Below are 12,849 nucleotides of genomic sequence, written 5' to 3'. Positions count from 1 at the left end.
CCAAGCTAAAATTGAGGCACAGGTTTGTGCCTCCCAGATGTACTTTTACGGGAGAACCCCATGCAACTCTTAACTAACCAGATAGGCTACGAAACGTCAGGTACAAAGCACGCGGTGCTATGTATCAGCGAAGCATTGGCTGAAAGCAGTAAAGCTGAACTGGTCAGGGTAGATTCTGATGAAGTCGTGGCTTCTTTTGATGTTGGCCAGCCAACACAAGTCGCCCGCTGGCACCAGGGGCTGTTCTGCGAAATCGACTTTTCGGAATTCGCAGTCGAAGGACGCTATGTATTAAGAGTCAACGAGCTGCAATCTTCTCCTTTTGACGTTCGTGAAGGGGTGTTGATGAACACCACTTTCTCGGATGTTTTGCACTACTTTAAATCCCAACGTTGTGGCGGGATTTATGAGAAACAGGATCGCACCATTCCCCTCCTCAACTCTGACAAAACTGTCGATGTTCGCGGTGGATGGTACGACGCGTCAGGTGATGTAAGTAAATATCTGAGTCACCTGTCTTATGCCAATTTTTTAAACCCTCAACAAACTCCAATGGTCGTATGGAATATGTTGAAAGGCCTAGAGTTAGTGGAGGAGCGCTCTGACTTTGCAGCATATTCTCGGGTGAGGCTAACCGAAGAAGCACTGTTCGGTGCTGACTTCTTAGCCCGTATGCAACACCCGGAGGGTTTCTTTTATATGACTGTCTTTGACAAATGGAGCAAGGACGTCAAACAACGGGAGATCTGTGCCTACGCAACGCAGGACGGTCACAAATCTGACGACTACCAAGCTGGTTTTCGTCAGGGTGGCGGAATCGCAATTGCAGCTTTAGCCGCGGCTTCAAGGCTCGATGTTTGTGGAGAATTTTCACAAGAGCAATACTTGCAGGCAGCGGAAAAAGGTTACTGGCACTTAAAGGAGTACAATACTCAGTATCTCAATGATGGTGAAGAGAACATCATTGATGAGTATTGTGCATTGCTAGCCTGTGTTGAGCTTTACCGCTCAACCGGCGAGCAGTGTTACTTACCGGAAGGGCAAATGTGGGCAAACCGCCTGTCACTTCGCCAGCTTTCCGATGCACGCTTTGAACATTTTTGGGCTGCTACCGACGATGGCAGCCGACCTTACTATCACGCAGCAGAAGCAGGTTTACCTGTGATTGCTCTTTGTGAATATCTTGCCGTCGAAAGACGAGAATCTCAGAAATCCAAAATTCGTGCGGTGGTCAATAAAGCCGTGTCATTTGAACTGACTATCACTCACGATACAGCCAACCCGTTTGGTTACCCTCGTCAGTATGTAAAATCCGTAAACGGAGAAAAGCGCGATGCCTTCTTTGTCGCGCATGACAACGAAACGGGCTACTGGTGGCAGGGCGAAAACGCTCGCTTGGGATCACTGGCAAGCATGATCTATCTGGCGAAGCCATATTTGGATGAATCTTTACTGCCTAAAGCCGAGCAATATGCACAACGCTGTTTAGACTGGATTGTCGGTCTGAACCCTTATGACATGTGCATGCTAGACGGTCATGGCAAAAACAACCCTGACTACCTTCCACAATACGGCTTCTTTAATGCCAAAGGTGGCGTCTGTAATGGCATTACTGGTGGCTTTGAAGACGAAGAAGACATTGCTTTTAACCCTCCGGGGCAAAAAGACGACATGATGCAGAACTGGCGATGGGGTGAACAGTGGATCCCTCATGGTGCGTGGTTCCTACTCGCAACCATGTCGCAGTTCACTACTCAAACGCAGGACAAAATTCAAACACAGGACACAAATCAATGACGCGATATTTGGTCGGGATTGACGGCGGCGGCACCTCTTGCCGAGCGCGAATCAGAGACGAGCAAGGCAACTTGATTGGAGAAGCCAAAAGCGGCAGCGCCAACATCATGTTAGGCGTAGAACTAGCTATGGACTCCATTGTGACTGCGGTATCTGAAGCCGCCAGACAAGGTGGATTGAGTGAATCAGACTTCGCCAGCATGCACCTTGGAATGGCGTTAGCAGGAGCTGAACAGGAATCTTTCTGGTACGACTTTATGGCACTGCCCCACCCGTTCGCCAGTGTGGTGTTAAACACAGATGCCTATGGTGCATGTCTTGGTGCGCATAACGGTGAAAATGGAGCCATCATGATCGCTGGTACGGGTTCTTGCGGCATTTTGCTCAAAGACGGTCAACAGCATGTGGTTGGAGGTCGTGAATTTCCGATATCGGATCAAGGTGGCGGCGCAGTAATGGGTCTGAACCTGATTCAGCAAGTACTGCTAGCAGAGGATGGTATTGTTCCTAAGACCGCTCTGGCAGAACATGTCATGACCCATTTTGACAACAATGTCGACAATATTGTGGCCTGGTCGAAAACGGCGAAGCCTCGTGACTATGGTCAGTTCTCGCCTGCCATTTTCGAACACGCGAAACAAGGCGATGCTTTAGGCATCAAGATGCTCAAGCAAACTGCAGCCGACATCGAAATGTTTTTGATTGCTCTGAATAAGAAGGGGGCGACACAAATTTCGCTGATGGGCAGCATTGCTGAACGCATCGTGAAATGGCTTTCCCCTCCGGTCCAAGAATGGATCGTAGCTCCTAAGCATGATGCGATTGAAGGTGGCATCATGATGGCAAACAAACCTGAGCATAACCTATTCAATCAAGGGTAGAGACTATGAATTATCGTGTCGATCTTGCTGTGCTATCAGAGCAAAATGGAGTGTCCCGATTCGGGCTGACTTTGCATAACCTCAGTGATCAGGATTTGTCTGGCTGGGCGTTGCACTTCTCATTGGATCGATACATCCTTGCGGACACCTTGAGTCAAGGTGTCATCAATCAAGTGGGTAGCCATTGTGTGCTCTCTCCAAACGACGAACAAAGCCTGTCGGCCAATCATCATTACTACATTGAATTCTCCGTGAATACTTCACCGTTTCGCTACTTGGCGGACGGTATCGATGATGCGTATTTAGAAATTCGTGATGGTGATAGCGTTCAGAACCTAACGGTCGATATCACGCCAATCGCGCTGATGTCGCCATACAAAAAACGTGAATCCATCCCTCAGGTTGAAGCAGCTGATTTCGCCATTATTCCAAAGCCTGCAAGCTTTACGGCGCAAGATGGTTACTTCTCCCTGAGTGATGCATCCGGTCTTAACGTCACCAGCACTCTGGCAAGCAATGCTGTTGAATGGCTAAAGCACGAAGTACAGTCGCTGACTGGGATCTCGTTAAAGAACAATGCGCAGGGTGACATCGTATTTCGCAGTAATCCGACTCTGGATAAAGGGCACTACTGCCTTAAAATTCGCGAGAAATCTATTACGCTGGAGTCCGGTTCGCGCTCGGGTTTCGTTCATGCCTGCGCCTCTTTGCTTCAGCTAATATCGGGACAAAAAGTCCGCAGCATACTGCCCAGCATTACCATTAAAGACAGCCCTCGCTATGGCTATCGTGGAATGATGCTGGATTGCGCCAGACACTTTCACAGTGTGGCTCAGGTCAAACAGCTGATCAACCATCTGGCGTACTACAAGTTTAACTACTTTCACTGGCACTTAACCGATGATGAAGGCTGGCGACTAGAGATTAAAGCCTTCCCTGAACTGACTCAAACTGGTTCCAAACGTGGTCCAGAAACGCAGAACGATGCTCAGTACAGCCATCTGTCTGAAACTTATGGTGGCTACTACACACAGGAAGAAGTGCAAGAAGTGATCGAATACGCGGCGACAAGATCGATCACCGTTATTCCAGAAATTGATATTCCGGGTCACTGCCGGGCGGCAATCAAAGCCTTGCCTGAATTGCTTGTTGATCCACAAGACTCTTCTGAATATCTGAGTATTCAGAACTACAACGACAACGTACTGTCTCCCGCTTTAGACGGTACTTACCAATTTTTAGATACCGTTCTGACGGAAGTCGCGGGGTTGTTCCCATCACAATACGTTCATATAGGTGCTGATGAAGTTCCTAAAAACGTCTGGACGGAGAGCCCTAAATGTCAGGCGATGATGAAAGAGCACGGCTACACGGAAGCTTCTGAGCTTCAGGGGCATTTACTTCGCCATGCCGAACGCAAACTGAAATCGTTGGGCAAGCGCATGCTCGGTTGGGAAGAAGCCAAGCACGGAAACAAAGTGTCTAAAGACACTGTTATCTTTGCCTGGATGAACGAAGAAGCTGCGCTGCAATGCACGCAACAAGGCTTTGACGTTGTGCTGCAACCAGCGCAAACCACTTACCTTGATATGACCCAAGACTATGCCCCAGAAGAACCGGGAGTGGACTGGGCAAATCCAGTACCTCTTGAGATGGCTTACCAGTATGAACCTCTGAGCTCCGCCTCAGAAAACGATCCTGTTCGCCAAAGGATCTGGGGAGTGCAGTGTGCGCTTTGGTGTGAAAAGGTCACTAACCAATCCCGACTCGAATACATGGTATTCCCGCGACTTACTGCACTGGCAGAAGTGTGCTGGAGCCAGGCTAAAGATCGTAACTGGCTGGATTACCTATCCAGACTTAAAGGACATTTGCCACATTGGCAACGCCTGGGAGTGAACTACCGTTCGCCCTGGCAAGAATAACAAGACCCGAGCCTGCTCAGGTCACGGAATTACTAGTTTTTACTGCACTCCTTCGCAGTTTGTTTAAAAGGAAAGAACCATGAAATACGGCTATTTCGATAACGATAATCGTGAATATGTCATTACGCGTCCAGACGTACCAGCGCCATGGACAAACTACCTAGGAACGGAAAAGTTCTGTACTGTTATTTCTCACAATGCAGGCGGCTACTCTTTCTACAATTCGCCGGAATACAACCGAGTGACAAAATTCCGCCCGAACGCAACGTTCGATCGCCCAGGACATTACGTTTACCTGCGTGACGACGAAACGGGTGACTACTGGTCAATTTCATGGCAGCCAGTAGCAAAAAGCCTTGATGAAGCGACTTACGAAGTTCGTCATGGTCTTTCTTACTCTAAATTCAAATGTGAGTATGCAGGCATTACGGCAACCAAAACGCTATTCGTGCCAAAAGGCGAAGACGCCGAGATCTGGGATGTGGTTATCAAGAACACCTCAGACAAGCCTCGTACGATCAGTGCGTTCTCATTTGTTGAGTTTTCTTTCAGCCATATCCAGTCTGATAACCAGAACCACCAAATGTCTCTGTACTCAGCAGGCACTGAATACAAAGATGGCGTGATTGAGTACGACCTGTACTACAACACCAACGATTTTGAAGGTTTCTACTACCTGGCATCTACTTTCTCTCCGGATTCTTACGACGGTCAGCGCGATAGCTTCTTAGGTCTTTACCGCGACGAAGCTAACCCGATCGCTGTAGAAAATGGCAAATGTTCTAACACGGCTCAAACCTGTTACAACCACTGTGGCTCTCTGCATAAACAGTTCACCATCCAGCCAGGTGAAGAAGTGCGTTTTGCGTACATTCTGGGTATTGGCAAGGGCAACGGTGAGCGCCTGCGTACTAAGTACCAGGATCTTAACGAAGTGGACGCAGCATTTGCGGGCATCAAAGCTCACTGGGATGAGCGCTGTGCGAAGTTCCAGGTGAAGTCGCCAAACGAAGGTCTGGATACCATGATCAACGCTTGGACCCTATACCAAGCAGAAACCTGTGTAGTCTGGTCTCGCTTTGCTTCTTTCATCGAAGTGGGTGGTCGTACTGGTCTGGGTTACCGCGATACCGCGCAGGACGCGATTTCGGTTCCTCACTCAAATGCAGGCATGACTCGCAAACGTCTTGTTGATCTTCTGCGCGGTCAGGTAAAAGCTGGCTACGGTCTGCACCTGTTCGATCCTGACTGGTTCGATCCTGAAAAAGCTGACGTTGAACCTTCTAAGTCACCAACAGTCGTTCCGACTCCATCTGACGAAGACAAGATTCACGGAATCGAAGACACCTGTTCTGACGACCACCTATGGTTGGTTCCAACCATCTGTAAGTACGTGATGGAAACTGGTGAAGAGAACTTCTTTGACGAAGTCATCCCATACGCAGACGGCGGTGAAGCCACAGTTTACGAGCACATGAAAGCGGCGTTGGATTTCTCTGCGGAATACGTGGGTCAGACAGGCATCTGTAAAGGTCTGCGCGCAGACTGGAATGACTGTCTGAACCTTGGCGGCGGTGAGTCTTCAATGGTGTCGTTCCTACACTTCTGGGCTCTACAAGAGTTCATTGACCTAGCGAAATACCGTGGTGCAGATGAAGACGTAGCTAAGTACACTGAAATGGCAGCCAACGTTCGTGAAGCGTGTGAAACGCACCTTTGGGACGACGAGGGCGGTTGGTACATCCGTGGTCTGACGAAGAATGGCGACAAGATTGGTACGGCACAGCAAACTGAAGGTCGTATCCACTTAGAGTCAAACACGCTAGCAGTGCTTTCTGGTGCGGTTTCTCAGGAACGTGGCGAGAAAGCAATGGACGCGGTTGATGAGAACCTGTTCTCTGAGTACGGCTTACATCTAAACGCACCATCATTCGCAACACCGAATGATGATATTGGCTTCGTGACCCGTGTTTACCAAGGTGTAAAAGAGAACGGTGCTATCTTCTCTCACCCGAACCCATGGGCATGGGTAGCGGAAGCGAAACTGGGTCGTGGTGACCGTGCGATGAAGTTCTACGACGCACTGAACCCGTACAACCAGAACGACATCATCGAGAAACGAATCGCAGAACCATACTCATACGTACAGTTCATTATGGGACGTGACCATCAGGATCACGGACGTGCAAACCACCCATGGTTAACAGGTACATCTGGCTGGGCTTACTTTGCCGTAACCAACTTCATTCTGGGTGTTCGAACTGGTTTTGAAGGTCTGACTGTCGATCCTTGTATCCCAACAGACTGGCCGGGCTTTGAAGTGACTCGTCAATGGCGTGGTGCTACGTACAACATCTCGGTACAAAACCCAGATTCCGTCAGCAAAGGCGTGAAATCTATTACTGTGAATGGCGAAGCGGTTGACGGCGTTATCCCTGTTCTGGCTGAAGGCAGCGTAAACGACGTTGTTGTTGTCCTTGGTTAACTTTTTTGGTGGGAAGTTTTCTCCCACCCTTTTGATTTTGGTTCATTGTGAGCCACGGAGAGAAATAGGATTTTAATATGATTAAGTTCGGTACAGGTGGCTGGCGCGCCTTTATCGGTGAAGAGTTCACTAAAGACAATGTTCGTTTAGTGGCTCAGGCCGTTGCCAATATCATGTTAAACGAGAAGGTGGAAGACAAAGGGTTTGTCGTCGGTTACGACCGTCGTTTCCTTTCCGATAAAGCCGGTCATTGGTTTGCCGAAGTGTTGGCAGCAAATGGTATTACGGTTAGCTTTATCAACAAGTTTGTCCCTACCCCAATTGTGATGTTCAAAGCCAAAGAAATGGGATGTGCTTACTCAGCGTGTATTACAGCATCTCACAACCCGGCAGATTACAACGGCATCAAGGTATTCATTGAAGGCGGTCGCGATGCGGATGAAATCATCACGCAGAAGATCGAAGAACAGATTGCGAATCTGACTCTAGAAAATGTTAAGAGCGTCGACTTTGAACAAGCGGTAGAAGACAAGACCATTCTTGAAATTAACCCAATGAATGAGTTTGTCGATTCCATCATTAACTTCATCGACATCGAAGCAATCAAAAAAGCCAATCTGCGCGTATTGATTGACCCAATGTTCGGCGTAGCCAAAAACGCACTTCAGACGGTGTTGATCAACGGTCGTTGTGATGTAGACGTAATCAATGATGGTAAAAACCCCGATTTTGGCGGTTTAATGCCATCACCTAGTGCGGCAACCCTGTATCGCCTGAAACACTTGGTGGCAGCAGAAGGCTATGACATCGGCATTGGTACCGATGGAGATGCGGACCGCTTAGGCATCATTGATGAAAAAGGTAACTTCATTCATCCGAACGAAGTACTGATGCTACTGTATTACTACCTATTGAAATACAAAGGCTGGTCGGGTTCTGTGGTTCGTAACATCGCGACCACGCATATCCTAGACAAAATCGCAGCCGATCACGGTGAAAAGAGCTTTGAGGTTCCTGTAGGCTTTAAGCACATCAGTTCTCAAATGGAAGCCGACGACTCACTTATCGGTGGTGAAAGTTCAGGTGGCTTGACCATTCGTGGTCACATCAAAGGTAAAGACGGTGTGTTTGCATCAAGTTTACTGGTTGAGATGGTAAGCGTCACAGGAAAGAAACTTTCTGAGCTTTTGGATGAAATTTACGGTAAGTATGGCTACGCTTATACAGCAGAGGGCGATTGCACATTTAAGCCTGCGCAAAAAGAAGCGTTGTACAACAAGATTTATGTAGAGAAGCAACTGCCCGATTTCGATTTTGAAATTGAGAAAGTCAGTTATGAAGATGGCGCTAAGGTCTACTTCAAAAATGGCGGATGGGTCATTGCCCGATTCTCTGGGACAGAACCTCTGCTGAGAATCTTCTCTGAAATGGAAGACAAGGAAAGCGCTGAAGCCGCTGTGGCACAAGTAAAAGCATTCCTTTCTCTTTAATCATACAAAACAATTGTCACAATTGTTGTATAAAGTGTTTTGGACGCACTGAATAGCTAGTCACTATTCAGTGTTCGCCGTTAGACTGGTGATATACCCCTATAGGTCCAAAATCAAAGCCCAGCGTTTGCTGGGCTTTCTCTTTTCTTCTCAGATTGATCTTCTTACCAATCGCAGTAAGTAGCTGGTATTAAAACGCTAACACGCCATCGGATTCAATCTGCACATTGACCTTCTGGTTGATGTCCAGAGCCTCAGAAGAACTGGCAATCAGGCGAGTTCCATTAGCCTCAATCACATATCGACAGTGATCACCCATAAACTGCTGTTCCAGGATCTGTATGCTGCTTTCATCTGCCGCGCTGACCTTAATGTGCTGAGGTCTTAATAACAGCTCACATTCTTGATCAACATGAATCTCTGCTTGCGCTAGCGCACCTAACACTCCGAACGCGGTATCAAATTTATCGGTAGACACTCGTTTGGCTGGGAGGTAACTGCCGCCTCCAAGGAAGTCTGCCACAAACTTACTGGATGGCTGGTAATACAGTTCTGAGGCACTGCCAAACTGCTCGATAACACCGTTGTTCATCACCGCCATTTTGTCGGAAAACGCGAATGCTTCTTCACGACTATGGGTCACAAAGATCGCGGTCACTCCCTGCGCCTTAAAAATCTTACGAATTTCGCGGATCAATTCATGGCGAACTTGCGTATCGATATTAGAAAATGGTTCATCCAAAAGCAGAAGGTCCGGCTTGTACGCCAGTGAACGGGCTATCGCCACACGTTGTTGCTGACCACCTGATAACTGATGCGGGAACCGATCACCAAATTCATCCAGTTTGACTAACTTCAGCATCTCCTGCACTTTTGCGTGCTTTTCACTCTCGCTCGCAGTACGTAAACCAAACCCAACGTTCTGCTCAACGGTTAGATGAGGGAACAACGCATAATCCTGAAAGATCATGCCAATATTTCGCTTCTCTGGTGGGATCCAGTCTTTACCGTTATCTATGGTCTGGCAATTGAGTGTCATGGTTCCGCTGGCGAGAGGAAGTAATCCGGCAATGGCTTTCAATAAGGTGGTCTTTCCACAACCACTGGCTCCAAGTAAGCAGACGATCTCGCCATGCTGAACGGTGAGGGATAATGATTCCAGCACCGTCTGCGTTTGGTACTTACACGTCAGGTTTTCAATAGTTAATGCGCAACTCATCAGTGATTTTGCTCCAGTGAACGGTTAACCATAATCAAGGGGATAAGTCCCACAAGTACCAATAAAACGGCTGGCATTGCCGCCAGCTCTAGCTGCTCGTCTGACGCGTAGTTATACACGTATGTCGCCAGCGTCTCGAAGTTAAATGGGCGAAGCAGTAAAGAGGCATTAAGCTCTTTCATGCATTCGATAAACACGAGCAGACCGGCGATCAACGCACCACGACGTACCAGCGGTAAATGTATTCTTCTCAGCATCTCGTTGGCATTGCACCCCATGGTCCGAGTCGCCATGTCGAGAGAAGGCGATATCTTATTCATGCTGCTTTCGATGCTGCCAATCGCCACAGCGGAAAAACGCACAACCATGGCAAAAATCAGTGCAAGCATTGAGCCGGAAAAGAACAGCCCCGGAGGTGCCCACTCCATCCATTTAGCAAAATCATTGATGCCATGCTCCACTCGGGTCACAAACGTCATCACACCTATGGCGAGAACCGTCCCAGGAACGGCGTATCCCATGGAGGAAAATCGCATCGACATGACGCTGTTGCGACCGGGATTAACGCGTTGGCAGAAATTCACTACCAAAGCGACAGCCACACCTATCACCGCGGCAGACAAAGAAACCTGCAAGCTATTAATGGAGTACTGGCGAAATTCTTCCGTCCAGCTTTGAGCAAAATAAGTATAGGCGTAAGAACCGAGTTGAAGCAGAGGAAGTGCAAACGCAACGGCAACCAGCCCCCAACACCAAGCGAGCGCCGCCCACTTTTTCCAGCCTTGCAGCTCGTAACGTACGTCTTCATGGCTATTAAACTGGGACTGAAAAAGTTTCTGACGGCGACGGCTGTATCGCTCGGCACTGATCAGTAGCACCACTACCACCAGCATGATGGATGAGATTTTTGCTGCGGCTGAAAGCTCAGAATGGTCAAGCCACGTATCGTAAACGGCGGTCGTTAATGTATGAACAGCAAAGTAATTCACGGTTCCGAAATCGCCAATGGTTTCCATCGCCACCAGAGAAAGCCCAACGGCAATAGAAGGTCTGGCTAACGGTAGAGAGATTCTGAAAAAACTCGTCAGAGGTGAACACTTAAGCAATCTTGCAGACTGAAGCAGAGATACGTTCTGCTCCATAAAAGCAGCTCGCCCGAGCAGGTAAACATAAGGATAAAGCACCAGTGCCAGAACTATGACCGCACCAGTGAGTGTTCGAATATCTGGAAACCAGTATTCGCCTGGTCCCCACCCCGTAAGATCACGGAGGAGCATTTGAATAGGTCCGGGAAAGTCAAACCAGTCGGTGTAAACGTATGCCACGATATAGCTGGGCATTGCCAATGGAAGCACCAGTGCCCACTGCAAAATTCTCTCGGTCGGAAGCTTACACATGGCCATTAGCCAGGCACTGGGAACCCCCAGTAACAGTGACAACAGCATGACTCCGGTGACCAGTTTAATGGTGTTGGCAATATAAATTGGCAGTACTGTGCTCATCAGATGTGGAAAGATTTCCGATTCACCTATGGACATATAAAAAATGGCGATTATCGGTAGCGCCAACAGCCCAGCCACACTCCAGCTGCCGACTTTCCAAGTGGTATGATTTTCTTTCATTGCCCAGCGACTTTACAGCAATACAAAATGCGAGGCTTCTGTCGCCAAGACACTTTATATCCCTAATAGAAAACATGGTATTTAGGAAAGTATATCAAAACGACTCTCATTTTGCTTTTCAATCCCTAAAAACTAACAAAGCCATCATTAACAATGAAAGAAGTAAGTAACATCTTATAGTTACTACTATCTACACTGCTTATGATGGCTTTAGAACCATATGCTCAACCTAATAGGTTGAGCAAATGTTTCGCATTACAGATCGAATTTAACTTCGTCTAGAAGTTTGATCGCTTTAGAGTGGTTAGCTGCGATTTCTTCAAGCGAGATAGTGTCCGCTTTGAAGTCACCCCAAGAAGCAACTAGCTCAGAACGCTTAACACCCGCTTTAACTGGGTATTCGAAGTTAACTTCAGCGTACATAGACTGAGCTTTGTCTTTCGTTAGGAATTCCATCAGTTTCTTAGCGTTTGCTTTGTTTGGCGAGTGTTTCGCCATAGCCATACCACTGATGTTTACGTGAGTACCCGCTGCTTTTTGGTTAGGGAAGTTGATGTAAACCGCTTCAGCCCAAGCTTTTTGCTCTTCGTTGTTTACCATCTTGCCTAGGTAGTAGCTGTTACCCAGAGAAACGTCACATAGACCTTCTTTGATCGCTTTAACCTGTGCACGGTCGTTACCTTGTGGAGTACGTGCAAGGTTTGCCTTCACGCCTTCTAGCCAAGTTTTCGTTGCCGCTTCACCTTTGTGAGCAATCATAGAAGAAATTAGAGATACGTTGTAAGGGTGCTTACCGCTACGAGTACAGATTTTGCCTTTGAATTCAGGCTTAGCTAGATCTTCGTAAGTGAAGTCTTCGCCTAGCTTACCAACACGGTCACGAGAAGAGTAAACGTTACGAGCACGAGTTGTGATACCGAACCACTCGTTGTTGTCGTCTTGGTATTGAGCAGGAATGTTTGCTTCGATTACATCGCTGTTTACTGGCTGAACTAGACCTTTTTTAGACAGTTCTGCAAGACGGCTGATGTCTACAGTTAGGATAACGTCTGCTGGGCTGTATTCACCTTCCTGAGCCAGCTTTTCAGCCAGACCTTTTTTAGCGAATTTAACGTTTACTTTGATACCCGTTTCTTTAGTGAACTCTTTAAACATTGGTTCAACCAAGAAAGGCTGACGGTAAGAGTATACGTTCACTTCTTCAGCGGCCATAGCAGAAGGAGCAATAACACCACACGCGATGGCTGAAAGAGTCAGCAGTTTTTTCATCGTTTTAGTCCTTTGTGAAAGCAATAATGATAATGTTTATCAGTCGCCTTATTATATTCAAACTCCTTCGGTTGACAATCATCCATTCTGTATCAAGATCAAAAAAACCTGCCATTTCTGACAGGTCTATCATTAAATTTAGTAACGATTTGTTTCGTCTC

8 protein-coding genes are annotated in these 12,849 nt (G+C 47.6%); 5 read left to right on the top strand and 3 right to left on the bottom strand.

Annotation, left to right across the window (positions count from 1 at the left end):
* Positions 1–60: 60 nt before the first annotated feature.
* The 5 genes from QMG91_RS03305 (at position 61) to QMG91_RS03285 (ending at position 8,578) form a co-directional block, all read left to right on the top strand.
* On the top strand, positions 61–1,797 hold the full coding sequence (locus QMG91_RS03305; RefSeq protein WP_281828890.1) for a glycoside hydrolase family 9 protein: 1,737 nt from the start codon (positions 61–63) through the stop codon (positions 1,795–1,797).
* Complete coding sequence (locus tag QMG91_RS03300; protein ID WP_281828889.1) at positions 1,794–2,678, top strand: glucosamine kinase nucleotide-binding domain-containing protein; 885 nt, start codon at positions 1,794–1,796, stop codon at positions 2,676–2,678. The genes QMG91_RS03305 and QMG91_RS03300 overlap by 4 nt, the downstream gene beginning before the upstream one ends.
* 5 nt (positions 2,679–2,683) lie before the next feature.
* A complete protein-coding gene (locus tag QMG91_RS03295) occupies positions 2,684–4,603 on the top strand; it encodes a beta-N-acetylhexosaminidase (protein ID WP_281828888.1) in 1,920 nt (639 codons plus the stop codon).
* Positions 4,604–4,682: 79 nt separating this feature from the next.
* Positions 4,683–7,088 carry a GH36-type glycosyl hydrolase domain-containing protein gene (locus QMG91_RS03290; protein ID WP_281828887.1) on the top strand — a complete coding sequence of 802 codons (2,406 nt, stop codon included), beginning with the start codon at positions 4,683–4,685 and terminating at the stop codon, positions 7,086–7,088.
* A gap of 77 nt (positions 7,089–7,165) precedes the next feature.
* Positions 7,166–8,578 (top strand): phosphoglucomutase/phosphomannomutase family protein, encoded by a 1,413-nt coding sequence (locus QMG91_RS03285; RefSeq protein ID WP_022551482.1) that lies wholly within the window; start codon positions 7,166–7,168, stop codon positions 8,576–8,578.
* Positions 8,579–8,768: 190 nt separating this feature from the next.
* Here QMG91_RS03285 and QMG91_RS03280 read toward each other — a convergent pair whose 3' ends face one another.
* From QMG91_RS03280 to QMG91_RS03270, 3 genes are all read right to left on the bottom strand, one after another.
* Positions 8,769–9,797 carry an ABC transporter ATP-binding protein gene (locus QMG91_RS03280; protein ID WP_004401914.1) on the bottom strand — a complete coding sequence of 343 codons (1,029 nt, stop codon included), beginning with the start codon at positions 9,795–9,797 and terminating at the stop codon, positions 8,769–8,771.
* On the bottom strand, positions 9,797–11,419 hold the full coding sequence (locus QMG91_RS03275; protein WP_022551483.1) for an ABC transporter permease: 1,623 nt from the start codon (positions 11,417–11,419) through the stop codon (positions 9,797–9,799). Before QMG91_RS03275 ends, QMG91_RS03280 begins: the two co-directional genes overlap by 1 nt.
* Before the next feature lie 255 nt (positions 11,420–11,674).
* Positions 11,675–12,688: a Fe(3+) ABC transporter substrate-binding protein gene (locus QMG91_RS03270; RefSeq protein ID WP_004401912.1), complete on the bottom strand. Its 1,014-nt coding sequence runs from the start codon at positions 12,686–12,688 to the stop codon at positions 11,675–11,677.
* Between the last annotated feature and the right edge of the window lie 161 nt (positions 12,689–12,849).

This window comes from Vibrio nigripulchritudo, assembly GCF_027924785.1.
GTDB classification, from domain to species: domain Bacteria; phylum Pseudomonadota; class Gammaproteobacteria; order Enterobacterales; family Vibrionaceae; genus Vibrio; species Vibrio nigripulchritudo.
The sequence above is the reverse complement of the archived record's forward strand: the minus strand, read 5'-3'. Positions and strand labels throughout refer to the sequence as shown.

Bases quoted from the DNA above. Each gene is read 5' to 3' on its own strand.
- QMG91_RS03270 (WP_004401912.1), bottom strand. From the start codon at position 12,688: ATGAAAAAACTGCTGACTCTTTCAGCCATCGCGTGTGGTGTTATTGCT.
- QMG91_RS03285 (WP_022551482.1), top strand. From the start codon at position 7,166: ATGATTAAGTTCGGTACAGGTGGCTGGCGCGCCTTTATCGGTGAAGAG.
- QMG91_RS03305 (WP_281828890.1), top strand. From the start codon at position 61: ATGCAACTCTTAACTAACCAGATAGGCTACGAAACGTCAGGTACAAAG.
- QMG91_RS03275 (WP_022551483.1), bottom strand. From the start codon at position 11,419: ATGAAAGAAAATCATACCACTTGGAAAGTCGGCAGCTGGAGTGTGGCT.
- QMG91_RS03300 (WP_281828889.1), top strand. From the start codon at position 1,794: ATGACGCGATATTTGGTCGGGATTGACGGCGGCGGCACCTCTTGCCGA.
- QMG91_RS03280 (WP_004401914.1), bottom strand. From the start codon at position 9,797: ATGAGTTGCGCATTAACTATTGAAAACCTGACGTGTAAGTACCAAACG.
- QMG91_RS03295 (WP_281828888.1), top strand. From the start codon at position 2,684: ATGAATTATCGTGTCGATCTTGCTGTGCTATCAGAGCAAAATGGAGTG.
- QMG91_RS03290 (WP_281828887.1), top strand. From the start codon at position 4,683: ATGAAATACGGCTATTTCGATAACGATAATCGTGAATATGTCATTACG.